19 protein-coding genes are annotated in these 25,223 nt (G+C 57.1%); 2 read left to right on the top strand and 17 right to left on the bottom strand.

Features of this window, described 5'->3' with window-relative positions; all coding sequences use genetic code 11:
* Nucleotides 1–3 precede the first annotated feature (3 nt).
* The 10 genes from DRW39_RS18355 to DRW39_RS18310 all read right to left on the bottom strand — a co-directional run bounded on the left by DRW39_RS18355 (nt 4) and on the right by DRW39_RS18310 (nt 14,458).
* On the bottom strand, nt 4–4,080 hold the full coding sequence (locus DRW39_RS18355) for a tetratricopeptide repeat protein (protein ID WP_116108539.1): 4,077 nt from the start codon (nt 4,078–4,080) through the stop codon (nt 4–6).
* A 395-nt stretch (nt 4,081–4,475) separates the two neighbouring features.
* Nucleotides 4,476–5,258, bottom strand: coding sequence for a hypothetical protein (locus DRW39_RS18350; RefSeq protein WP_116108538.1), 783 nt, complete (start codon nt 5,256–5,258; stop codon nt 4,476–4,478).
* Between the two features lie 133 nt (nt 5,259–5,391).
* On the bottom strand, nt 5,392–6,402 hold the full coding sequence (locus tag DRW39_RS18345; RefSeq protein ID WP_116108537.1) for a beta-ketoacyl-ACP synthase III: 1,011 nt from the start codon (nt 6,400–6,402) through the stop codon (nt 5,392–5,394).
* A gap of 137 nt (nt 6,403–6,539) precedes the next feature.
* Nucleotides 6,540–8,126, bottom strand: coding sequence for a sodium:solute symporter (locus tag DRW39_RS18340; RefSeq protein WP_116108536.1), 1,587 nt, complete (start codon nt 8,124–8,126; stop codon nt 6,540–6,542).
* Between the two features lie 39 nt (nt 8,127–8,165).
* Nucleotides 8,166–8,468, bottom strand: coding sequence for a thioredoxin (trxA, locus tag DRW39_RS18335; protein ID WP_116108535.1), 303 nt, complete (start codon nt 8,466–8,468; stop codon nt 8,166–8,168).
* A 137-nt stretch (nt 8,469–8,605) separates the two neighbouring features.
* Nucleotides 8,606–10,741 (bottom strand): NAD-dependent DNA ligase LigA, encoded by a 2,136-nt coding sequence (gene ligA / locus DRW39_RS18330; protein ID WP_116108534.1) that lies wholly within the window; start codon nt 10,739–10,741, stop codon nt 8,606–8,608.
* A 12-nt stretch (nt 10,742–10,753) separates the two neighbouring features.
* A complete protein-coding gene (gene gldE, locus DRW39_RS18325) occupies nt 10,754–12,163 on the bottom strand; it encodes a gliding motility-associated protein GldE (RefSeq protein WP_232830188.1) in 1,410 nt (469 codons plus the stop codon).
* A 92-nt stretch (nt 12,164–12,255) separates the two neighbouring features.
* A complete protein-coding gene (locus DRW39_RS18320) occupies nt 12,256–12,693 on the bottom strand; it encodes a single-stranded DNA-binding protein (protein WP_116108532.1) in 438 nt (145 codons plus the stop codon).
* A 78-nt stretch (nt 12,694–12,771) separates the two neighbouring features.
* Nucleotides 12,772–13,854 (bottom strand): A/G-specific adenine glycosylase, encoded by a 1,083-nt coding sequence (gene mutY, locus DRW39_RS18315; RefSeq protein ID WP_116108531.1) that lies wholly within the window; start codon nt 13,852–13,854, stop codon nt 12,772–12,774.
* 82 nt (nt 13,855–13,936) lie between these two features.
* The gene (locus tag DRW39_RS18310) at nt 13,937–14,458 is read right to left on the bottom strand and encodes an RNA polymerase sigma factor (protein WP_116108530.1); all 522 of its coding nucleotides are present in this window, start codon (nt 14,456–14,458) and stop codon (nt 13,937–13,939) included.
* Nucleotides 14,459–14,741: 283 nt separating this feature from the next.
* Between DRW39_RS18310 and DRW39_RS18305 the strand changes: the two genes are divergently transcribed.
* Complete coding sequence (locus DRW39_RS18305) at nt 14,742–15,662, top strand: sterol desaturase family protein (protein ID WP_116108529.1); 921 nt, start codon at nt 14,742–14,744, stop codon at nt 15,660–15,662.
* Nucleotides 15,663–15,681: 19 nt separating this feature from the next.
* On the opposite strand, the gene nusA is transcribed toward DRW39_RS18305, so the two are convergent.
* The 6 genes from nusA to DRW39_RS18275 form a co-directional block, all read right to left on the bottom strand.
* Nucleotides 15,682–16,932: a transcription termination factor NusA gene (gene nusA, locus DRW39_RS18300; protein ID WP_116108574.1), complete on the bottom strand. Its 1,251-nt coding sequence runs from the start codon at nt 16,930–16,932 to the stop codon at nt 15,682–15,684.
* A gap of 6 nt (nt 16,933–16,938) precedes the next feature.
* Nucleotides 16,939–17,409, bottom strand: a complete 471-nt coding sequence (gene rimP / locus DRW39_RS18295; RefSeq protein ID WP_116108528.1) for a ribosome maturation factor RimP — start codon at nt 17,407–17,409, stop codon at nt 16,939–16,941.
* A 170-nt stretch (nt 17,410–17,579) separates the two neighbouring features.
* On the bottom strand, nt 17,580–18,935 hold the full coding sequence (locus tag DRW39_RS18290; RefSeq protein ID WP_198664938.1) for a fasciclin domain-containing protein: 1,356 nt from the start codon (nt 18,933–18,935) through the stop codon (nt 17,580–17,582).
* A gap of 186 nt (nt 18,936–19,121) precedes the next feature.
* A complete protein-coding gene (locus tag DRW39_RS18285) occupies nt 19,122–20,834 on the bottom strand; it encodes a SulP family inorganic anion transporter (protein WP_116108526.1) in 1,713 nt (570 codons plus the stop codon).
* A complete protein-coding gene (locus DRW39_RS18280; protein WP_116108525.1) occupies nt 20,827–22,203 on the bottom strand; it encodes an MBL fold metallo-hydrolase in 1,377 nt (458 codons plus the stop codon). Before DRW39_RS18280 ends, DRW39_RS18285 begins: the two co-directional genes overlap by 8 nt.
* A 108-nt stretch (nt 22,204–22,311) precedes the next feature.
* Nucleotides 22,312–23,304 carry an AAA family ATPase gene (locus tag DRW39_RS18275; protein WP_116108524.1) on the bottom strand — a complete coding sequence of 331 codons (993 nt, stop codon included), beginning with the start codon at nt 23,302–23,304 and terminating at the stop codon, nt 22,312–22,314.
* A gap of 286 nt (nt 23,305–23,590) precedes the next feature.
* Here DRW39_RS18275 and thiL point away from each other — a divergent pair, with 286 nt between their 5' ends.
* On the top strand, nt 23,591–24,619 hold the full coding sequence (thiL, locus tag DRW39_RS18270; RefSeq protein WP_116108523.1) for a thiamine-phosphate kinase: 1,029 nt from the start codon (nt 23,591–23,593) through the stop codon (nt 24,617–24,619).
* Nucleotides 24,620–24,660: 41 nt separating this feature from the next.
* Here thiL and DRW39_RS18265 read toward each other — a convergent pair whose 3' ends face one another.
* Entirely contained in the window at nt 24,661–25,194 is a 534-nt protein-coding gene (locus tag DRW39_RS18265; RefSeq protein ID WP_157976211.1) for a YceI family protein, read from the bottom strand.
* Nucleotides 25,195–25,223 lie beyond the last annotated feature (29 nt).

Raw genomic sequence — 25,223 nt, 5'->3', positions numbered from 1 at the left:
GCGCTAGGCTTTATTCGGATCGAGTTCCCGCTCGTCTCCGGTGCGGAGCATGCTGAGGTAGAAATCGTACACATACTTCCGGGTATCGGTGTAGAGCTCCTCGTATAAGTTCAGTGCCCGGGTCCGCGCCTTTTCATCCTGCTGTCCGCTGATGCGGTAGGCCGTGAGGTGGGCTTCCGCATCCTGCTCCTTGGTAAGGTGTTCGCTGGTCAATAGGCCATCAATTACGGCACGGGCTTTATCATAATTGTGTGTGTCGTAAGCCATCAGGCACCGGGCGTGCAGCAGTTTCGCCCCGAATAGGACGTCTGGATTCCCCAGGTCTTCGGCTACGTCGAGAGCTTCCTGCTCGACTACGCGCAGCTCGTCGAGTTGATTGTCGGCCAGGAGCACCTGTCCCTTCTCATACAGGCTGGCACCCAAAACCAGGCGGTTATTGGTCGTCCGGGCGATGTCGATGGCCTGATTGTAGTATTTGAGCGACAGGTCGTATTCCCCCTGCAGGTAGTAAATATCTCCGAGCGTATTCACCGCTTTGGCCACCCCTTTACGGTAACCGAGGTCGCTGCTGATGGAGAGACAGCGGTCCAGGTGGCTGATGGCCTTGGTGAAGTTACCGAGCACGCTGTTGATGTCTCCGATCAGTCCTTCGGTGACGGCTATGCCCTGGCGGTCGCCCAATTCGTAGCACATCTTCAGGTCCTGCTCGAAAAGATTCAGGGCGTCTTCGTAGTTACCCTGCCGTTCATTAATGCTACCCAGGCTGCCAATCCCGATAGCCTGCAACCGCCGGTTGCCCAGTTCCCGCGCGAGTTTAATGCCCTTATGGTGGTGCTCCAGCGAGAGATCGTAGTCACCGCTTTCGAAATAAACGATACCCAGATTGGTGTGCAGGGTGGCCAGGCCCATGCTGTCCCGGCTGGCTTCGTGACGGGGGATTTGCTCCTTGATCACGGAGATGGCCTCGGCGTATTCGCCCAGGTTCATGTACGTAAGCCCGAGGTGGCTGATCGTGCTGGCGGAGGTCGTAGTGCCGGCCTGGCTGAGTCCGCTTTCCAAAGAAAGCTTGTAGTAGTTTAGCGCCCGGTCGTAATGATTGGTCCGGAAAAACAGGTTCCCCATGTTGCTGTATGCCTTCGCGATACCGAACATGTCGTCTACGGATTCGAAGAGGCCGGCTGCCGTCTTGAGGTACTCCATGGCGAGCTCGTAGTCGCCTTTGAGGGTATGTAAATGACCGAGCGCATTGTTTGTCCGCCCGAGCAGGATCACGTCCCGGCTGGACTTCGCTATACGCTGGGCCTCCTCGTAGGCCAGCTGAGCCTCCTCCCATTTGCCGACGATTTCGCAGACGCTCCCTTGATTAAGGTATATGTTGACCGTGACGTCCTCCTGCGGTTGCTGACTCATCTTTTTGATGAGCCGCTGGTACAGATCCAGGGCCTGCTGATTCTGGTAGTTGGCGCGGGCGTAACTGGCTGCCTTGTTGAGGAACTCGATGGTCTTTTCGGCTTCCCCGCTCTGCTCGTAGTGAAAAGCCAGATCGACGTAGCGTTCCTCGATACTATCGGCGTAGATCTTTTCAATGGCGGCGGCGATTTGCCGATGGAGCTGTTGCAGTCGGGTGGTGAGCTGCATGCCGTAGACGGCCTCGCGAAGGAGACTGTGCTTGAAAATGTAGCGCAATTCGTTCATCGCGCTCCATATTTGTCCTCGTTCGGCGACCTGGATCTGCTCCTGCAAATCCTTCATCATATTATCGGTGCCGGTGAAGCCGGCCTCCGAGCGCATGACTTCGGTGAGAATGGGTACGTCGAATTCCCGGCCGATAACCGCGGCGGCCTTCACCGTTTCCCGAACCATATCCGAAAGACGGTCGATCCGGGCGGTAAGGATGGAGGTAATGCTCGTGGATAGCTGAATACTTTCGTCGCTGAGGTGGAGCAAGCCATCGTCCTTTTTGGTCAGTAGCTGTCCCTCCCGGAAGTACTCCAGAATTTGCTCCAGGTAGAAGGGGTTACTGTTGGTGGCCCGCAACAGCGTTTCGAGGGTGTCTTCGGAAACGGGATCTCCGAGGGTAGCTTCGGCGAACTCCCGAACCGCTTTTGCTTCCAGGCCCGCGATCTCCACGGAAAATTCCTTGACTCCGTGCCGGTCGCGGAAGTTTTCACCGATCAGCCTGGGGTAGTGGCCGTCGTCGTCGGGGCGTGCCGTGGCCAGTACCAGTAACGGCAGGTCGTGGCCGCGCCGTAGTAGTTCCTTGACGATCGCCCGGCTGTCGTCGTCGATCCAGTGAACGTCTTCCAGCTCCAGGACGGTAGGCTGCAACAGGCACTCCGCCATGATCAGGCTGACAATTGCGTCGATGGTGTTCTGGTACCGACCCTGTGCGTCCAGGCGGGTGTAGAGGGTGTCCGGGCGGACGATACCCAACTGGGCGGCTATGATGGATTCGGTGCGATCAAGCTCCCTGGCCAGTTCCTTTGCCTCGGGCACGTTTCTTCGCAGGAGCGCCTGCCGGAGGCGGCTCAACCGGAATTCAAACCGGCGCAGGTTCTGTTCGGAAGACAGATCGATACTCTGCCGGAACATGCGTTGCAGCAGGTAGACGAAGGGATTAAAGGGTTTGCGAAGGATCTGATCGCAGCTTCCGAGCAGCCAGTTGGTCGTATACTCCTCATTGATCCGGCGACGTACCTCGTGGGTCAGCCGACTCTTACCGATCCCGGCTTCCCCGAAGACGTAGGCGATGCCGACGAATTCGCCCTGACGGAGGGGCTCGATGAATTCCAGCATACGCTCGATCTCCCGTTCGCGGCCTATCGGTTTGCCACCGTAATCGGGTTTACCGAGGCTCTGCTGCCGGCCCTCCAGGGCGTAGGTCGGCACCGCGTCCATGATGCCTTTATATTGAATATCGCCCTTAGGTAGAAAGCGGAACTGGGGGTTCGCCGCAATCTCTTCGTCCACCAGCACATCCTGCCAGTCGGCTGCCGCCATGATCCGGGCAGCCAGGTTGACCCGGTTACCTACGCATGCGTACTGGGCCCGCTCCACGCCGCCGACAATACCGGTAAAGGCCGTACCGACGGTCATCCCCATCCGAAACCGAAAGCGGTGCTGCTCACCTTTGCTAAGTACCTGTAATTCGTGCTGGACCACCAGCGCAAATTCTACGGCGCGGGCCACGTTATTCTCGTACGAAACGGGGGCACCGAAGAAGATTACCATCAGGGCACCCTTATCCCCGTAATCGACCTCCTTGAAGTACCCTCCAAAATCCTTTACCTGGTTGAGGACAACGGTGGCGAAGCGATCCAGTTCCTGGTGGCTGCGCACGGCATCGAAGGAAAGGAAACAGGAAACGACGGTCCGGAACTCCCCGGCCTGGTCGTACCGCACCACTTCCGGCGGGAGGAAGGCAATAGCAATGTCGGGGTCGATCGAAGGCAGTTCCAGGGGCGGCACTTCCGCCTCGCTACCGGTGGCGATATCGCTGAGGATGCGGTAGGCTTCCGCGTCTATTTCCTCGGTATAGACGAGTCGGCCTTCGATCAGGCTGTGGACGTAGTTATCGATAACGATCTCCTGCTCGCCGGCAAGGGTCTGGCATTTCGCGGCCGCATCGATTGCCTGCCCCCGGAAATAAAAGGCCCGAAGTTCCTCCCCCACTATGCCGTAGCTCACGGTGCCCGCGGCCACACCGGCCTTTATCCCGATCTTAAAGCTACCGAATTCATTACCGCGCTCCTGAAATAGCTGCCTGGCCTTTTCCGCGGTCCGCAGCAGATGCATGGCATGCGTACGATTGACGGCGATGGGGAAAACGGCCGTGAAGGCGTCACCAGCGAAATAGGGTATAAAGCCACCGGAGGCGTACACCAGCGCCACCAGGGGTTCGAATACCTCGTTCAGCACCACGGAAAGTTGCTCCGCCCCGCTCAAACCCTGTTTCATGAGCGATTCGGTCAGGGGGGTAAAGCCCGACAGGTCGATGTTCAGGGTAAAGGCCTCCAGGTCGCTGTGCAACTCTTTGGCCAGAAGCCTTTGCTGTATGAAGGGGGGGATAAGGGGTTGCACGGAGGAAAGTCAGGATACGGTATTCTCAAAGGTAACCCCGTCGTACAAAACAAAACGGTTGCCGGCGTGGCCGACAACCGTTTAAATTTTTGGTTGGTTTTGAAGGGAGATGGAATGGAATTTTAGGCTGACATAAGCTTGACTACGGAAGCTAAAAGTGACGGGATCCGTCGAGAAGAGCTGAAGTGAGGCTTAGGCCACCGCCGAGCGCACAGGCGGCCATGAGTACGTACAGTATCGTCATGAAGGCAACATTTGAGAGATGATGGGTAAAATGAACAGAATTAAGAAGGCTGAAATTCGGGTCGGGAGAATAAAATGATCGCCTCTCGACCGACGAGCGCAATAAACATAATTACGTCTCTATTTCCAAACTGTCAGGCAAGGAATTTATTTTATGGTAACTTAATTATCGCAAGCGCCTGATCTTCAAGCTGAGGCGGCCCCATCTGGCCGGCTTCCCACTCGTAAATCCGTAATGTCGGTTCTGACCCTTCAAAGGGTATAACATACAGGCCATTTAACTGTCGTCCGGTGACTATTTCAGGCTCGGAAAGGCTGTTCAGATCTCCACTGTAGAGGTAATAGGCTCGCCCCTGGCCGGGAGGCGTAATGTCGGACAAATCAACCAGGGCAATCCCCGCACCGTCGAGCACGTGAATGTGTAACATTCCGGAATCCACGGCCTGATTAAAAGATGTTAAATTCTCCCAGTCGTGCGTCGCCGTGGTCAGCATAGCCCGGCCTCTTTCCATGTCCCGGCGGTGGCTGGCTACGTCCTGCGCGTGCAGTGCCCGCTCGGTGACGAGTTCGCCCCGCACGTCCTCCTTCAGCCGGAACAGGTAACCCGCCACGCCGATAAGGACCAGGCAGGTAGCCATGAGGACGTATCGCCAGATATTAAGCGAATGATTGTGTTCCATCATCGCGGTGATGACTTCGTGGTCCAAGTCACGGAAATCCTCGGCGGTACGGGGTTGCCGGTTGCCGGGCGGAGGCGCGATCTCCCGCATGTCCGCGTACGCATTCAACTCCTGGCGAATACGCGACACCTCGCGACCGAGCTCCGGATCTTCTTCGATCATCTGTTCTACCTCCGCGGTACGCTCCTGGCCCAGGAGGCCCAGCACGTACTGGTCAAGCAAGCCGCTGCGCTTTAGGTCGTCGCTTTTACTCATAGGGCCACGGGGTTAGGTAGGCTAAAATAGAAACACACCGCTTCTTTCGATGTGCGCCTTTTATACCTAATTGAATATCCGTGCCGCTTGTTTAATGCCGCCCAATTCTCTAACCCCCGGCAGGTGGGAACGTCTACTTCCCGACCGCGCTACCGTCGTACGCCCAGCGGAGGTAGAGGGCTCCCCAGGTAAATCCGCCACCAAACGCCGTCAGGATCAGGTTATCCCCCTTTTTAAGCTGTGGCTCATAATCCCAGAGGCACAGCGGTAAGGTGCCCGCCGTTGTGTTCCCGTATTTATGAATATTGACCATTACCTTTTCCCGCGGGAAATTGACCATTTTGCTTACGGTGTCGATGATTCGGATATTCGCCTGGTGGGGTACGAGCCAGTCGACCGTATCGGCCGTGAGGTTATTACGTTGCATGACTTCCGTCACTACTTCCGACATCCCCTTGACCGCCGCCTTGAAAACGGGGCGTCCGTTCTGGCGCACGAAATGTTCCCGGGCCATGATGGTGTCGACCGTGGAGGGTTTACGGGAGCCACCGGCTACCAGGTAGAGAAATTCTTCCCCGCTCCCGTCACCGTAGTGGCGGTAATCCACGAAGCCGTCGCCATCGGTAGTCGGTTCGAGCATGACGGCTCCGCCCCCGTCGCCGAAGATGACGCAGGTTGTCCGGTCGGTATAGTCGATAATGGACGACATCTTATCGGCTCCTACGACGATCACTTTTTTGTGTTGCCCCGCCTCGATAAATTTAGCGCCAACGGTCAGGGCATACAGGAAGCCACTACAGGCGGCACTGACATCGAAACCGAACGCATTATTTATGCCGGCCCGGTGGGCGGAAACATTGGCCGTATCCGGGAAGATGCTATCGCCGGTAACCGTTGCACAGATGACCAGCTCTACGTCGTCCGGATTGGTGTTGGTCTTTTTCAGCAAGCCCTTCAATGCCTCGACGACCATGACTGAGGTACCCTTGCCCTCTCCCTTGAGGATGTGCCGCTCTTTGATGCCGGTGCGGCTGGTTATCCATTCGTCGTTGGTGTCGACGATCGTAGCCAGTTCATCATTGGTTAGTACATAATCGGGTACGTAGCCCTGTACTCCCGTAATGGCGGCTCGAATTTGACTCATGGTTTAAAGGGTGCTGGTTAAAGGGCACAAGGTAAGCAGGTCACCGTCACCCAGCAACTGATAAAGTCCTGCGAAAACCGGTAGCTAAATTCCTCGCGGGTATCGGATGCGACAAAAGAAAAGGCTTCGCCGGCCGATCAGGCAGTGGTGCTGGGGTCCAGCAGGTCAGGATCCATTTCTTCCGGCGACTCGCTCAGCGCCACCAGACCGATGAAGGTGAGCAACCCATTAAAGGCAAGAATCAGGAAGCCAAACTCGAAGCCACCGAGCAATTCTGCGGAGTAGCGGTCGACGAGAATGGAAATGACGGGAGCCAGCAGGCAAACCACGATTAGGGCGGGAAATTGGGTATTCCCGATCGTGATGGTTTCCCGGACGCGGAAATTCGTGAGGAGGCCAAAGCTGAACAGACCGAGCAGGGGGCCGTAGGTATATCCGGCGGCCTTGAAGAGGTCGTTGATTACCGCCTGGTTGTTGATCAGTTCGAAACCCATAATCACGAGGAAGAGCAGGAGGCTGAAGCCGGAGTGGACCAGCAGTCGTTGCCGTTTGGGAGAGGTGACTTTGCGTCCGGTTTCCGACGGGGTTTCTACCTGCGCTCCGCCGCCCTCATGCTCCCGCATACCGAGAAAGTCTACGCAGAAGGAGGTGGTCAGCGCGGTCAGGGCGCTGTCCGCACTCGAATAGGCCGCGGCCACCACGCCGAGAACGAAAAGGACGCCGGCTACGGCGGGCAGATTAACCAGTGCGATCGTGGGGTAAAGGAGATCCGAAGTCGGAGGAATGGTCAGGCCCACGGTGGAGGCGTAGATGTAGAGCAGGGCACCCAATCCCAGGAAAAGCATGTTGGCGAAGAAGAGCACGATGCTAAAGGCGAACATATTCTTCTGGGCATCCCGGAAGTTGGGCATGCTCAGGTTCTTTTGCATCATGTCCTGGTCGAGGCCGGTCATCACGATGGTGATGAGGGCGCCGCTCAGGAATTGCTTGAAGAAGTTATTGGGGTCGGTCCAGCCTCCTTCGAAGAAGAACCACTGGCTGTAGTCACTTTGCCGGATGAGGCGAACCATGCCGCCCATGTCGGTTTCCAGTGCGTTACCGATGTAGACGACCGTGATGGCGGCCGCAGACAGCATACATACCGTCTGCAACGTGTCGGTGATGATGATCGTCTTGATGCCGCCCCGAAAGGTGTACAGCCAGATGAGCAGGATGGTGGCCGCTACGGTTACCGAGAAGGGAATGCCGATCGGCGCAGCCACGAAGCGTTGGAGGACGATGGCAACCAGAAAGAGCCGGAAAGCGGCGCCGATGGTCCGCGACAGCAGGAAGTAAAAGGACCCGATCTTGTAACCGTGCCAGCCGATGCGGGACTGGAGGTACTCGTAAATACTCGTTAGGCCCATGCGGTAATACAGCGGTAGCAGCACCACGGCAATGACGAAATACCCCAGCAGGTAGCCCATCACGACTTGCATATAGCTGAAGGCCTGGTTGACGCCACCGGCCCCTACGGCTCCCGGGATGCTGATAAAGGTCACCCCCGACAGGCTGGATCCGACCATGCCGATCGCAACGAGCGGCCAGGCGGACTTGCGGCCGGCGAGGAAGAAATCGCTGTTGTCGCTTTCCTTGCCACTGGTAAGAAAGGAAACCAGTACCAGAACCGCGAAATAGATCGCGACGATACCGAGGATAGCCAGTGGACTGAGGGATGCATTCATACGGGGGAGCGCAATTTATGCAATTCCCCCGCGAATGGATCAGCTCAGTTTGGCGAGCTCATCCCGGAGGGTCTGCGGACTCTGAACGCCCGCGGCACGGAATTTAAGGTCCCCCTTGTGAAAAATCATGGTGGTGGGCATGGCTTGCACGCCGAGTTTCTGGGTGATCTCCGGGTTGCGGTCCACGTCGATCTTGACGAGGCGCATCTCGTCGCCGAGCTCTTCTTTCAGCTCTTTGAGGATGGGCGAGTAAGCGTGACAGGGGCCGCACCAGGTGGCGAAGAAATCGATCAGGACGGGCTTATCCCCGTTGATGAGGTCATTGAAGGAGGTTTGGGCCATGATTTTTATTGAATGTAACGGGGCGGGGTAGGTGTGGGTTTGTTGTGGCGGGGTGCGGGGTGGCGGACATTTGCCCCTCGCTGCGCCCGGGTATACCGCGAGTGCAACTCGCGAACCGACAACTGACAACCCCTAACTCACGACCCGGCCAAAGCCAAAAACTCCTCCTCCGTCATGATTTGGATCGTTTCGAGCGCCTGGGCCTTTTTCAGTTTGGAGCCGGGTTTTTCTCCGACGACCAGGATGTCGAGCTTTCCGCTGACGGCGGAAACGATGCGGGCGCCGGCGGCCTTGGCGCGTTCCTGGGCCTCCTTGCGGCTCATTTGCTGGAGGCTGCCGGTGAAGAGCATGCTCTTTTCTACGAACGGGCCTTCGGTTACGGTGGGGGCGGGACGGTCCTCCTCGGTGGGGCGGACGTTCACGCCGAGCTGTTCGAGTTCCCGGAGCTGTTCGAGGTGGATGGGGTTGGCGAAGTATTCGGCCACGTTGGTGGCAACGGTGGGGCCGATATCCTTGATATGGAGGAATTGCTCTTCGGACCAGTCCGCCAGGTCAAGGATGTGCTCTACGTTTTGGGCGATGAGCTGGCTGGCCTTTTTGCCGAGGTGGTGAATGCTCAGACCGTGAAGCAGGCGCCAGAGCGGATTTTGCTTGGCGGTTTCCACACTCTGGCGGAGGTTGTCGGCGGAGCGCTGGCCGAAGCCTTCCAGGTTTGCTATTTCGGCGTAGGGCAGGCGGTATACGTCCACGATGGTCTTTAGCCAGCCGAGTTCGTAAAACTGTTCGACGTAGCGGCGTCCCATGCCGTCGATATCCATGGCCGCTTTGGAGACGTGGAAGATGATGCGTTGGAGGTTTTGCGCGCCACATACGCAGACCGGGCAACGCCAGGCCGCTTCGCCGGCGGCGCGGACCAGCGGTACGGCCTCCGCTGTCTGGTTGATGGGGCAAGTGACCGGCCATTCGATGGGCCGTTCGCTACCGTCGCGTAGTTCTTCCAGCGGCTTGACGATGTAGGGGATGACATCGCCGGCCCGTTCGAGCAGGACTTTATCGCCGAGGCGCAGGTCCTTTTCCCGTATAAAGTCTTCGTTGTGGAGGGAAACGCTGCTGATCATGACACCGGCCAGGGCGACCGGCTCGGTCTTGGCGACCGGGGTAATGGTTCCGATCTTGCCCACCTGGTATTCGACGTTCAGCAGGGTGGTCGTAGCCTGCTTGGCCGCGAACTTGTAGGCGATGGCCCAGCGCGGATGGTGGCTGGTGTATCCGGCGCGTTCCTGCAGGGCCAGGTCATCCACCTTAACGACCATCCCGTCAATCTCGTAGGGGTACGCTTCCCGCTTGGCCTCCCAATCGGTGCAGAAGGTCGAAGCTCCCGCGATCGTTTCGGTTCGGGTCCGCTCATACCCCATCACCGGTACCTTGAAGCCCAGGGTGGCCAGGATATTGAGGGCTTCGGTGTGGGTGCCGAGTGCCTGGACGGCATCGTTCCCTTCCGCGTCGGTTCCGTAACCGAAGCTATAGATAAAGGCCTCGAGATTGCGATCGGCTACCTCCGTCGGGGATTTCATGCGTAGCCCGCCGGTGGCCGTGTTCCGGGGGTTGGCAAAAAGGGTAAGCCCGGCTTCGGCGCGCCAGGCATTCATGCGCTGAAACCGGTCCTTGCGGATGATGACCTCTCCCCGCAGCTCCACGCGATGCAGCCCGTACTTGCTGAAGCGGGCGGTGAGCGGAATGGATTTAATGACGCGAGCGTTGTGGGTAATCTCTTCGCCCAGCACGCCGTTGCCGCGGGTGGCGGCCCGTACGAGCCGGTCGTTTTCGTAGACCAGGGCAATGGTGCCGCCGTCGAACTTCGGTTCCACGGCGTAGGCCAGCGCTTCGCCTTCGTCCATATTCAGCATCCGCTTCACCTGCCGGTCGAATTCCGCGAGGTCGTCGGCATTGTAGCTATTGCCCAGGCTTAGCATGGGCGTGAGGTGGGGGACACTGGAGAAATCTCCGGTCAAGTCACTGCCTACGCGCTGGGTGGGGCTGTCGGGGGTTACCAGGGCGGGGTTTTTTTCCTCCCTTGCTTCCAGTAGCTTGAACAGGCTATCGTATTCAAAGTCACTGAGCACCGGGTCGTCCTGTACGTAGTAGCGCCATTCGTGGTAGCGCAGGAGCATACGTAATTCCGGGAGTTGATCTTCCGGGGTGAGGTTGACCTTGCCTTCGAGATATTGTTTGGAGCGGGCGTAGAGCTGCCGCTGTTCTTCATTTCCGTACATAGCTGCCTCTGGTTACTGCTCGGTCTGGCTTTCGTCTTCGGTGGGTTCCGGGAGGGTCAGCAGTACCTCCTCGATGCGGCGCTTATTGACCGCCATCACCTGGAATCGGTAATTGTTAAAGACGATCTCCTCACCGACTTCGGGTAAGCGACCCAGTATTTCCAATAATAAACCGGCGAGGGATTCCGCTTCGCCCTTAACGGGGGTGAAGGTACTGTCGGGCAATTCCAGGAGGCGGTAGACATCGTTGAGCATGGTCTTACCGTCGAAGACGTAGTTCAGATCGTCGATGCGTTGGTAAACGATCTCTTCGTTCTCGTCGAATTCATCGTGGATGTCGCCAATGACCTCTTCGAGAACATCTTCGAGGGTGACGATCCCTTCCGTACCTCCGTATTCGTCGACTACGATGGCCATGTGCGTCTTTTCGGTCTGAAATTCCTTTAGGAGATCGCTGATCTTTTTGTTTTCCGGAACGAAAAGGATGTCCTCACGGACCAATCGTACCCAATCGAAATCTTCCGGCTCGTGGCGGTGCCCGAGCAGGTCCTTTACGTACAGCAGGCCCTTCACCTTGTCGAAGTCTTCTTCGAAGACGGGAATGCGGCTATAGCTCGATTCCCGGATGACATCCCGTAGTTCGTGGTAGCCGATCTTATTTTCCACGGCGATCACGTCACCCCGGGCCCGCATGATCTGACGCACGGTTACGTTGTTGAACTTGACGATGCGCTTGAGAATATCGACGTCCTGACGGGGGTGATCCTCACCACTGTCATCGGAATTGACGGTCAGGTCGATGGCTTCGTCAATGTCCTCCTGGCTGGCGGCGGCCGCGTCCATGGTATGGTTTTCCAGCCGGCGCTCGATGAAACCCGCACCCTGCACGAGACTGGATGCCAGAGGGTGGAAAGCCCGCATCATCACGTCGATTGGCCGCGCCATGGCGATGGCGAGCGACTTCTTGTTGTAGCTGGCGTATACTTTGGGGGCGACCTCACCGAACAGCACCAGGAGGAAGGTCACTCCGATGATGGTGATCGCGAAGCCAATGGCGTTGCTGAGTCCTTCCTCGGTAAAGCGTTCCATAAAGGACAGGCTACCCCGAATGGCGCGTGCCCAGCTGGCAAAGAGAGATTCCGGGAATACCTTTCGGAGGATGATCTCCGAAACCAGGACGATGGCAATGTTGATGAAGTTGTTGGCAATCAGAATCGTAGCCAGTAACAGTCGGGGTTTGTCGCGCAACTCATACAGGGTTTCCCGCGCGGGGTTGCCCTCCTGTTCGAGCTCTTCGTAGTCGTTGGCCGTCAGGGAGAAGAAGGCTACTTCCGAACCCGATACCAGGCCGGACATCAGCAGCAAGATCGAGATCACGATAAGGCCTAGCAGCAGCTCCATAGCGTAGCTAAGGAGGAGCATGCCGGGAAGGATAGATGAAAGGGCTTCAATTGCGTCCAACAGTTGCGGTTCGAGGACCACAAAGATAGGATTTGCAACGCGGCCCGGGGTACCTAGAACGGCAGGTCCTCTTCGGCCTCCATACTGGAGCCGCCGGCCGAGGTTTGTTGGCTCGATTCCGGTGACTCATTATCGGCGGAAGAAGAATACCGCTCGTCGATTTCTCGCTTACCGTCCAGACTGCGGAAGAAGGCACCGACCACCTCGGTGGTCTTTCGCGGATTTCCCTCTTTGTCCTGCCATTTACGGTGGGTAAGCTTTCCGTCCAGGTAGATCATCGATCCCTTCCGCAGGCTCTGCTGGGCTCTTTCGGCCAGGTTACGCCAGAGAACGACGTCGTGCCATTGGGTTTCCTCCTGCCACTGCCCCGACCGGTCTTTATAGCTTTCAGAGGTAGCCACGCTGAACTTAGCCACCATCACCCCGCTGCCCAGGGTACGGATTTCCGGGTCGGCACCTAGCCGACCGACGAGGGTCACTTTATTTATCATGTTTCCGGATTTGAGGCAAAGCTACGCAAGATGGACCGGCAGCACACGGAAATTCGCTTGTTTTAAAACAATTTGTGTCTATAGATCGAGCGTAAGGGCCTTCTCTTCCAGGTACCGATTAATCACGCGTGGCAGGGCATATAGCGATCGTGCCTGGCGGTCGACACGTACCAAATGCTCCGGGAACTCGATAGGGGCTTCACATTTGATTCGGTGAAAGACGGCTAGAATGGTCTGGTGCGAAAGGATTTGTCGATAAATCGTACTCCGACCTTCTGGAGTAATTCGTGATGGCGGCAGCCAATCGGGCCATGCTGGCAAAGCGATAAGTTGTTCTACCCGCAGGGCAGTCCGATCCGCCTCGATGAGGGGGAACTCATAAAGATTTTGCCAAATGTCCTTCTCCGTTCGTTGCTGTAGCAGGACGTGCCCCCGGTCCTCTACCACCAAGTAGTGAAAATGACGGGTGCGCCGGGCTACGGCTTTTGCCTTGACGGGGAGATCGTACACCCGGTCGGTATTTAATGCGACGCACTTAGCGGACAGCGGGCAGGCAGCACAGGCGGCGTTCCGGGGCGTACAAACGAGCGCACCAAAATCCATGATGGCCTGATTGAATGCCGCGGCGGGAGTATCGCCCATAGCGGCATCGACCAGGTCCTGAAAATGTTTTCGTCCACGACTACCGTCGGTGGGAGTTGCGTCTCCCGCGTACCGGGCAAGCACGCGGTAAACGTTGCCGTCCAGAACGGCGACCTGGCGATCGAAAGCGAAGGAAGCAATAGCCGCCGCGGTGTAGGGGCCTACGCCAGGCAGGGAAAGCAGCTCCTCGTAAGTGTCCGGAAAATGCCCGGCATGATCATTGGCTACCATACGCGCGGCCCGCAGTAGATTTCTGGCCCGGGAATAATATCCCAATCCCTCCCAAAGCTTCATGACGGCGTCATCCTCGGCTCGTGCCAGATCGGTGACGGTAGGGTAGGTTTCGACGAAGCGCTCGTAGTAGGGCATACCCTGGGCGACCCGGGTCTGTTGCAGAATAATCTCGCTAAGCCATACCGCGTATGGGTCCCGTACGGCCTTCCAGGGCATTGGGCGTCGCGCTGGGTCGTACCAATGGAGAAGTGACGATCGAAAAAAGGTCCAATCGAGTGCGGGCATGCTGGAAAAAACGGCGGCCCGCCAATATGTTTTGGCGGGCCGGTATAAACTGGGGTTTAAAATAAGGCTACACTGACACTGTTTATTTTTCACGGAGCTTTCCGTACTGGCGGGCGATCTGCGCCTTTAGGTCCTTGCGAGCGAAAAAGATCCGGCTCTTTACCGTACCAAGTGGAAGGGTAAGGTGGTCCGCTATCTCCTGGTATTTGAAGCCCTGATAGTGCATAAGGAAGGGGATACGGGTGGAATCGTCAAGGTCATCGATAATTTCCGTCAGTTCCTTGATCAGGATATTGCTGTCGGCATCGTTTTCGATCGAATGGGATCCGGAGTTCAGGTAATACAGGTTGTCCGTATTATCCATGATGGTATTGGCCTTCACCTTCTTCCGGTAATTATTGATGAAGATGTTCTTCATGATGGTAAAAAGCCAGGCCTTGAGGTTGGTACCCTGCCGAAATTTATCGCGGTTGGTAATCGCCCGAAATGCCGTTTCCTGATACAGGTCCTTGGCATCTTCCGAGTTCTTGGTAAGATTATACGCAAACGAATGCAGAAGCGTCGATTGCTGATTGAACTGGGCGAAGAAGTCAATTTGAGTCATAACGTGTATGGGTGTGGGTCCTTGTTTAACCAAAAGTAAGGATTACTTAGATATTAGAAGCAACGAAATGTATAAATTCGGTAATATTCTTCACAGAAAGGGCAAAATTATCGACATTTTGCTTTCCGTATGACATTCACCCCTGGAAAAGCCTAAATCAAGCTGTCTTGTTCGAAAGAAGTTTCTGAAAAAAATGAAAATTGTTTTTCGACCCGTTTTGGCAACGGCCCGGGAAGCAGAAATCGACCTTGTCCGTTCCTCCCCCACTCCGTATATTTAGTTGATGCCCGAGTTTTCTACGGAAGAATTACCCCTGGAATATGCTATTCCCGGCTTTGTCCTGCTGGTGATCATCGAGCTAGGAGTCGCGATCTACGAGGGTAGCGAGCGCTACGAGCGCCGGGATACCATTAGCAGCCTGAGCATGGGTGTTGGCAACGCTTTGATCCGTCTGCTTACCAAGGGGCTGAGTCTCGGTGTCTTCTACCTTATCTATGCGTACCGGCTTTTCGACCTGGGAGATGCCTGGTGGGTATGGGTGCTCTGTTTTTTCGCAGAGGACCTGACGTACTACATCTTTCACCGTTCCAGCCACGGGATCCGGTACTTTTGGGCCAGCCACGTCATCCACCACAGCAGCAAGAAGTATAATCTGTCCACCGCGCTGCGGCAGACCTGGACCGGTAACCTCTCCGGCGCCTTTCTCTTCCACGCTTGGTTACCGCTGATCGGCTTTCATCCGATCATGGTAGCGATCTTCGAGACTTGCAGCCTGATCTATCAGTTCTGGATCCATACGGAATATATTCAGCGATTACCCCGGCCGATCGAGTTCGTTTTTAATACGCCCAGTCACCACCGCGTACACCACGCCCGCGATGTAAATTACCTCGACCGTAACCACGGTGGCGTGCTCATTATCTGGGACCGTCTTTTCGGTACCTTCCAGGAAGAACGGAAACGTCCTACCTACGGCCTGGTGACCGACATCGACACGTTCAATCCCCTTCGTATCGCCACGCATGAATGGGGCGCATTGTTTCAGGACCTGCGCAAGGCGCCTGACTGGAGGGCCCGGTTGAATTACCTGTTCGGGCCACCGGGCTGGAGCCACGACGGAAGCCGTAAAACCAGCCGGCAATTGCGGGAGGAGCAGCAACGAAAAAGGCTCGCCTCCCCGAAGGAAAGCGAGCCTGTTCTTTAGGGCGAATAAGGCCCGAGGGTTATTCCTCCACGTAGCGAACGTCGTCGAACTCGGCGGCTAGCACCTTGAGGACGTTCATGATGGTTTCCTCCTCGAGGTCCGTACGGCGGACAAGGTCCTCCGGGCTGGTTTCGATCACGGAGCGTGCCGTGTCGAGGCCGATGGACTTGAGAGCGTCGATTACCCAGCCTTCGATTTCGTCGCTGAACTCGTCCAGATCGACGTCGTCGATTTCCACTTCGTTGTTGCGGTATACGTCGATCTCGAAGTCAACCAGCCGGCTGGCCAGCTTGATGTTCGTACCCCCCTTACCGATGGCCAGGCTAACCTGGTCGGGTTCCAGGTAGACCTTCGCCCGCCGGTTTTCCATATCGAGGTCAATATTGGTGACCCGCGCCGGGGTCAGCGAGCGCTGAATGTACAGGTTGGTATTACCGGTCCAGGGAATGACGTCGATGTTTTCCTGGTTCAGTTCCCGGACGATGCCGTGGATGCGTGAACCTTTCATGCCGACGCAGGCACCTACCGGGTCGATACGGTCGTCGTAGCTTTCCACACTGACCTTGGCTCGCTCGCCGGGGATGCGCACGATGCCCTTGATGGTGATCAGGCCGTCCTCAATTTCCGGAACTTCCTGTTCCATCAGTTTGGCGAGGAAGCGCTCGTCGGTGCGGCTGACGATCACGACGGGGTTGTTGTTCCGCATTTCGACCTCCTTGATGACACCGCGGACCATATCGCCCTTGCGGAAGTAATCTCCCCGGATAGTTTCGTTGCGGGGCATGACGAGTTCGCGGCCGTTGGCGTCATCTATGACCAGTACTTCCCGCTTGAGGATCTGCTGGACTTCGCAGAGGACGAGTTCGCCTACCCGCTCGCTGTAGCTGCGGTAGATTTCGTCTTTCTCCAGGTCCATGATGCGGCTGATCAGGGTCTGCCGGGCGGCCATGATGCTGCGGCGCCCGAAGTCTTCCAGGAACAATTGCTCGTAGCATTCTTCGCCGACCTCGTAGTCCTCGTCGATCGCCATCGCCTCGGAGAAGGAGATTTGCGAAAGCTCATCGGTCACCTCGCCGTCCGGGACGATCTCACGGACGCGCCAAAGTTCCAGGTCACCCTTGTTGGCGTTGACGATGATATCGAAGTTCTCATCGGTAGTGAACTTCTTTTTGATCAGCGTGCGGAATACATCTTCCAGTACCCGCACCATGGTGGGGCTGTCGATGCTCTTACCGGAGCTGAATTCCTTGAAGGTATCAACCAGGTTCATCATGGCTTAGAAGGATATTTTTACGATAGATTTTTTAATGGCGTCGTTGGCGATGCTGATATCTTCCACGACGGTCTTTTTCCGTTTGCCCTCTTTGATACGTTGCTTGGCTTCGAGAACGATTTCCGTCGGAGTGGCCTGCTTCAGCTCTCCGGTGAAGGTGTCTCCGTCGGTGGTGGTTACTTCCAGCGTACGGCCAACGTTCTTTAGATACTGGCGGTAGAACTTGAGGGGGCGGTCGACCCCCGGGCTGCTCACGTCCAGCACGTATTCCTCGCCGAGGGGCTTTTGCTCGTCGAGGTAACTTTCAAGATAGCGACTAATTCGCTGACATTTAGCGAAAGTCATTCCGGAGTCGCTGTCGACGAACACTTCCAACTTCTTGTTAGCGTGGTGTACATCGACCACGAAACAGTCGCGAAACTCTTCCTCGGTTTCGAAATAGGTTTCTAGTAGGTTGGTGATCTTTTCTTCCATGTCAGTTACACTACACCTGCGCTCCGTCGCAAAAAAGAGGTAGCAGGTACACAAAAAAGAGGGAATCTCGCGATTCCCTCTCCTGCTTTTTACGGCCTTGTTTAACAAAGATAACGCTTTGCCGCGATATATGGTTGTCTGGTGGGGAATGGTCCCCACCAGACGACGGATTAGTCCTCCAGGTTAGGGAGTAGAATACCGTCGATCAGGTGAACGACACCGTTGGTGCCCTGCACGTCAGTCGTGATGAAGTTGACCATGGTGCTGTCGTAGGTAACGATGGTCGGCGCCATGTCCTCTTCCATATTGATGCTGAAAGTCTGACCGCTGCTCAGGGTGGTGATCACCTGATTGTCGGATAGACTATCGGACTGGATGTTACCGGAAAGCACGTGATAGAGCAGTACTTCCTGGATACCGCTCATGTCGAGGGTAGCGAGGGTGTCGGCGGCGGCGGTGAAGGCGGCGTTGACGGGAGCGAATACGGTAAATGGTCCGTCCATCATCAGGTCGTCATCCAGACCGGCGGCCATGAGGGCAGCTTCCAGGGAATCCAGTTGATTGGCCTTCATCAGGAAGTCGGAAATCGATTGCATCTCCAGAACGTCGTCGATGCCGTGGATGACACCGTTGGTGCCGTAAAAGTCGGGAGCGACAACCATCGCCTGACCGTTGACCGTCACGCTATCGTCGTTGGTGATCATCAGGGAGAGCATGGAATCGTCCGGGCCGTCGGTGCTGAGGGTGGTCTGGAACGACTGGCCGGCGGGGATGTCGGCGGCCGGAATACCGGTACCCAGAACGTGGTATAGCAGCAGGTCGGTGAGGTTTTCGTCACTTACCGTGCTCAGGTTGATGCCCGAAGCATTGAAAGCATCGTCGGTCGGGGCAAAAACGGTGTAGTCGCCGTCTTCGGAAAGCACGTCGTCGAGGCCTACGCGGGCGAGAGCTTCGAGAAGAATGGTGAAGTTACCGTCCAGCGTGGCCCGGTCGACCAGGGTCGGGGGCATGAGCACGTTGTCGATGGTGTAATAAACACCGTTGACCGCTTCCACGGGGCCGGCGGTGATGTTGGCCATACCCTGCAGCATGATGCTTCCTCCGCTATTGTCGAAGGTGATGGGCACATTGGCACCACCGGGACCCTGACTGTTGCGCGCGTCGTAGAGCGACCGACCGTCGGCGATGTCGCCGTCGCGAAGAATCTCGCCGTTCAGGTAGTGGTAAGAGATGATATTACCGAGCTCCTCGTCGCTGATGCTTCCGAGATCGATTCCGGCGGCGGCAAAAGCGGCGTTATTGGGAGCGAATACGGTCAGGCGGGCGGTAGGTCCGTCCAGGAAGTTGATCTGACCGGTCCGTTCGAGGGCGGCTACGAAGGAGGAGAACTCGGGATCGTCCTGGAGATTATCGGCAATGGTCCCGATAACGGGGACCGTGGGGAATTCATCGTCTTCGCCGCAGCTCGAAAATCCGAGCACTAGGGCGAAGAGAAGGAAGGTGAATAAGCGGTATGAGCGCAACATAGGAGGTGTTTGTGTGTCGGTAAACTTTTTACCGGCATTGTATGAATTGATAGAAAATTGGTGCATGATTGAGCAGGTGCTTCTGGGTAAGGGATATAGATTGTTAGAGGGCGAATGGGTAGTTAACCGATCTTTATACGGTGGGATTACCCCTATCGCTGCTTTAAACACGGAAAATTACACAATCTAATCGTGTTGGACAGCCGGAAAGTTCCAATCCCGACTTTCCCCCCGGTCATAATGGTAGCGGATAGCATCCTGAATAGACAGGAAATGGCTTTCCACGCCCATTCGCTCCATCAGCCCCGATCGGTACAGGGTATCGCGCACGGGGCCGATCATACCCGTCAGGTAGAAATGCAGCTGCCGTTGGTGCAGCCCTTCGTACAGTTTTTCCAGCGCGTACAGCCCCGTCGTATCGAGGTCGTTGACCGTGTGCCCATCGAGAATGACCGCTTCGAGCCGGTCGTCACGCTCTTCGACCATCTCTTGGATCCGGTCCGAAAAGTACTCGGCGTTACCGAAGTACAGTTCCGCATCGAAGCGCACGACCAATAAGGCCGGATCCACCTCCGCGCCGGTGAACCGGCTGATGTTACGGAAGGCATTCGTGCCGGGAATACGGCCCAGCTCCGCCAGGTGGGGTCTCGCGGCGCGCAGAAAAACGAAGGTCAGTGAAAGCACGACTCCGCCGGCAATGCCATACTGCAAACCGGCAAATAGGGTAAACAGGAAGGTGACCAGCAACACGGCCAGTTCCCGCGGTGCCAGCCGGTACAACCGACGCATTTCCTCCAGGTCGAAGAGCTTACCCACCGAAAAGGCGATCACCGCCGCCAGCATGGCAATAGGCAGGTAATAGAAGAGCGGAGTCAGGAATAGCAACACGAATACGAGCAGCACGAAGGTGGCCAGGTTCGCCAGGGCGCTTCGCCCGCCGCTTTCTTCCAGGACCGCCGAGCGGCCGAAGCTGGCCGAAGTCGGTACGGCGGCAAAGAGGCTGCCGGCGATCTTGGACAGCCCCAGCGCCAGCAGCTCCCGGTTGGGACGTACCCGGTAGTAGCCGTGGCGGGTGGCGAAGGTGTTGCCGATCGACAGGGTTTCGACAAAGCTGATCAAGGCGAGTACCGCCGCTACGGGCAACAAGGTTAAGGTATCGTCCAGGCTGATGCCCGGAAAGGAGAAAGCGGGAAGGCCCGCCGGTACCTCGCCGACCACATCGATGCCCGATCGATCCAGGCGCAGCAGCCACGTGAGCAGGGTAGCGCCGACTATCCAGATAATGAGGTAAGGAAGGCGCGGAAAAAAGCGTTTGCCGACAATGAGTATACCGAGGCTACCTAGTCCCATCAGCGCCGTAGGCCAGTGGAAGCTGTTCAGATGAGCGGCAAAGGCATAGATGGTTTCGTGGAGATAGGCCGTCCGCGGCATGTCCAAGCCGAAGAGCGACTTAAGCTGAGAAGCCACGATGAGCACCGCGGCGGCCGATACGAAGCCGGACAGGACCGGCCGGCTAAGCAGACTCACCAGCCCACCCAGGCGCAGCATTCCAAAGAGCAGTTGAATAAAGCCCGTGAGTGCCGCCAGCTGCAGGGCAAGGCGTATGAACTCCTCGGTCCCCACGGCGGCCAGATCGGATAGTCCGTTCAGCGTCAGCAGGCTGGCCAGGGCGGTGGGACCTACGGCAATGTGGGGTGTACTTGCCAGTAGGGAATAGACGATAAGGGGAACCAGGGAGGCGTATAATCCATACACTGGCGGAACGCCCGCCAGTAGGCCGTAAGCCATGGCCTGGGGGACAAGAACGACCGTCACCGTGAGGCCCGACAACAGGTCTTGGCGAATATCTTTCCTGCCGTAGTCGGCCGGACGCGGCAGGTAGTTTAGCAGTTTAGGCATCCACGGACTCGGTCGCCAGGATGTCGGCTACCTTGTCCTGCACGTTTACGATACGGTGGAAGCCCCGCGATTGCAGCATACTGGCCGCGATGGTTGACCGGTAACCGCTGCCGCAGTGGATGTAGTACTCCTGATCGGTGTCCAGTTCCGAAGTGGCTTGGCTCAGATTGGCCAGCGGAAGATTGGTGGATTGGCGGAGATGGCCGCTTTCAAATTCCGTTTCCTTACGAACGTCCAAGATACGGGGAGCCTGCAGTGGATCGAAGCCTTCCGCCCGAATAGTCGATATACGATCCGTTTCGCCACCGTAAGCTTCCCAGGCCGCCAGGCCGCCCTCGAGATAACCGAGCGCATTATCGTAGCCGACCCGACTTAGGCGCTCCACGGTTTCGGCCTCCCGGCCCGCATCGGTGACCAACAGTATAGGCTGTTGCAGATCGGGGATCAATTCACCCACCCAGGGCGCAAAACTACCGTCGAGGCCGATGAAGATGCTGTTCGGGATGAATCCGTTTACGAAATCTTCCTTGCTGCGCACGTCTAGAATCAGTGCCATTTCCCGGTTGGCAACTGCCTCGAACTTGGCCGGACTTAGCGCGACCGCGCCGCGCTTCATTACCTTATCGAAGGAGTCATAGCCGGCCTTATTCATGCGTACGTTCTCGCTGAAGTAGGCGGGCGGCGGAAGTAGGCCCTCCGTGACTTCAGCGACGAACTCGCTCCGGGTCATATTCTTTCGTAGCGCGTAATTGGTGGCCTTTTGGTTGCCTAGGGTATCGGTCGTTTCCCGGCTCATCTTCTTGCCGCAGGCCGATCCGGCCCCGTGTGCGGGGTAGACGATCACGTCATCGGGAAGCACCATGATTTTGCGCCGCAGGCTGTCGTAAAGCAGGCCGGCCAGGTCCTCCGTAGTGAGGGCTCCCTTTTTCTGCGCCAGGTCGGGCCGTCCGACATCGCCGATGAACAGCGTATCGCCGGTGAAGATGGCATGGGGCCGGCCGTTCTTGTCGAGCAGCAGGTAGGTCGTGCTTTCCAGGGTATGGCCGGGGGTGTGAAGCACCTTTATCGTCAGGTCACCTACCGAGAATTCTTCCCCGTCTTCCGCTTCGTGCTTATCGTAGTCCGTTTTAGCTCCGGGACCATAGATGATCTCCGCGCCGGTTTCCTGCGCCAGGTCGAGGTGGCCACTGACGAAGTCAGCGTGAAAATGCGTCTCGAAGATGTATTTGATCCGGTCACCGGCCTCCTTTGCCCGCTTGATGTAGGGGGCGGGGCTCCGCAGCGGATCCACGATGGCCGCTTCCCCCTTGTTGGCAATGTAGTAGGCGCCCTGCGCTAAGCAGCCGGTGTAAATTTGCTCGATGGTCATCCTATAGTGTTGTATGAAGCTTTCTTCATACGAAAGAAGGCGCTAGCGGCCGATTGGTTGACTTTTCGGGTGGCGAGCAAGAGGAAGCAACGGAAAGGAGAGCAGCTATCAGGGTACCTCCACTACGTTCAGTACCCGGGCGATGATATCTTCCTGCCGGATATTCTCCGCCTCGGCTTCGTAGGTCAGGCCGATGCGGTGACGCAGTACGTCTTCGCATACCGAGCGCACGTCCTCGGGGGTAACGTAGCCGCGCCGCTCGATGAAGGCTTGGGCCTTGGCGGCCAGCGCCAGGTTGATGCTGGCGCGCGGGCTGCCCCCGTAGCTGATCAGGGGCTTCAGGTCTTCCAGCTTGTAGGCCTCCGGTTCGCGGGTGGCGAATACGATGTCGATGATGTAGCGCTCGATCTTATCGTCCATGTAGATCTGGCGGACGGACTCCCGGGCGTGCAGGATATCGCCGGGGGTAGCCACGGCGTTGATCTTCTCGAAGCCCTCGCCGAGGTTGCGGCGAATGATCGTCCGCTCGTCTTCCCGGGTGGGATAGCCGATGTTGACCTTCAGCATGAAGCGGTCGGTCTGCGCTTCGGGCAGGGTATAGGTTCCCTCCTGGTCGATGGGGTTCTGCGTGGCCAGCACCAGGAAGGGCTCTTCCAGGCGGAAGGTCTCGGTGCCGATGGTGACCTGCCGTTCCTGCATCGCTTCCAGCAGCGCGGACTGCACCTTCGCGGGCGCCCGGTTGATCTCGTCCGCCAGGACGAAATTGGCGAAGACCGGCCCCTTCCGTACGCTGAAGTCGTTGAGGGTGGGGTTATAGATCATCGTGCCCACGATGTCGGCGGGCAGCAGGTCCGGCGTAAACTGGATGCGGCTGAAATCGGCGCTGACCGTCTGGGCCAGCGTCTTGATCGCCAGCGTCTTGGCCAGCCCCGGAAGTCCCTCCAATAGAATATGGCCGCGGCTCAGCAAGCCCAGCAGGAGGCGATCGATCATATTTTCCTGCCCCACGATCACCTTGGCGGTTTCCTGGCGAATACGCTCGACGATCTCACTATCGGCACGGATTTGTTGGTTCAGGGCTTCGATGTCTACGCTGGGCATATGCAGGATATAAATTTTGGGCGGCGGCGCGCAGGTGCAAAGTAAACACATTCGGGGCAGCCGGTAACGCAACATGAATCCTGGCTAATCGGTACCCCGTCCTCTTCCTGCAAAAGCGGCCCGTTTCCCGGGCCGATGGAGTACCAGGAAAGGGCTTGTCAATCTCCAATGTCAACTCCAGGTTAATAAACCCCGACCGCTTACCGCGCGACCGCCGGCGGTCCGACCGGGTGGCGGAGGCAACCCCGGGAGCCGATGCGGGTTCTCATCGGTAACTATCTATACTATGGAGCATACGGACGTGAACACGCTAGGCGAATTCGGACTCATCGATCACCTGACGGAGGGTTTTCAGAACAAACAGGCCACCACCATTCTGGGGGTAGGCGACGACGCCGCCATCATTGACGGCGGAGACGAGCAGATCGTGATCAGCACGGATATGCTGGTGGAAAGTATTCACTTCGACTTCACGTATACCCCGCTCAAGCACCTGGGATACAAGTCGGTGATCGTCAACCTATCGGATATCTGCGCGATGAACGCGCGGCCCCAGCAGATCACGGTCAGCATTGCGCTTAGCAATCGATTCTCGGTGGAGGCCCTCGATGAGTTTTACGCCGGTGTAAAGGCGGCCTGCGACCAGTACGGGGTAGATCTCATCGGTGGGGATACTACCAGTTCGAACCGCGGACTCATCATCAGCGTCACGGCGATAGGGCGCGCCCCGGCTTCCCGGATCACCCGCCGCAGTGGAGCGAAGGTCGGCGATCTGATCTGTATCACCGGCAGTCTCGGTGGCGCCTATCTGGGCCTTCAGCTACTGGAAAGGGAGAAGCAGGTCTTTATGGACAACCCAGACATGCAGCCGGACCTGGGCGAGTATGCTCCCACCCTGCTGCAGCGCCAGCTACGCCCCGAAGCCCGTACCGATATGGTCGATACCTTCGCCAAGGAGGGCATCGTTCCCACCTCGATGATCGATATCAGCGACGGGCTGGCGAGCGAAATCTTTCATATCTGCAAGTCATCCGGCGTAGGCGCGGTCATCGAGGAGAGCGGAGTACCCATCTCCAATGACGCCCAGATGCAAGCTTTGGAATTCAACCTCGATCCGATCACTACGGCATTATCCGGTGGGGAAGATTACGAATTGCTCTTTACCATCGATCCGAAGGATACCGAGAAGATCCGCTTCCTGCCCGATATCTACATTGCCGGGGAGATCGTAGCGAAGGAAGACGGCGTCAAACTGCACACGAAGGGTGGCAACATTCACGACATCAAAGCCCAGGGCTGGAACCACTTCGACTAGCGAAGTCGGATCTCTTATGCCCCAATTGAAAAGGCCAATAATTAGCGTACGGGTACGGTGAGTTCAACATCGAACGCGTCGCCGACCGTAAAGGCCAGCCAGGGTCCCTCTATACCGAAGGCTTGCCGGTCGACCGTCAGTTTTCCTTCGAATCGACCGCTCTTTCCCGTTTTGGTGAAGTTGAAAGGGATGGGGGCGGACTTACTTACTCCGTGCAGGGTGAGCGTTCCGTTGGCCAGGTAGCCGGATCCCGTGCGCTCGAAGTCGGTAGCCCGGTAGCTAATGGTGGGATAATTTTCCACGTCAAACCAGTTCTCTCCACGGGCATGCTTGTCTTTCAGGTCGTTGCCGGTAGCAATGGTGGCCGCTTCTACGCTGACGTCCATACGGGCTGTCGAAAGATCCTCCGGATCGAAAGTGATCTCGCCGGTAAGTCCGCTAAAGGTACCTTCCGCACCACCCCCACTAAAGTGGATCACGTAATCGGGGCCGATCTCATAGTTGCCTATATCATAGTAGCCAGCACTCACGGTAAGGAACACCAGCATGATCCCGACTAAATATTTGACCGCCATACGCATTCGATGTATGCTCTATCTACAGG

Origin of the sequence: Lewinella sp. IMCC34191 (genome assembly GCF_003390935.1) — a bacterium.
Taxonomy (GTDB): domain Bacteria; phylum Bacteroidota; class Bacteroidia; order Chitinophagales; family Saprospiraceae; genus Neolewinella.
The sequence above is the reverse complement of the archived record's forward strand: the minus strand, read 5'-3'. Positions and strand labels throughout refer to the sequence as shown.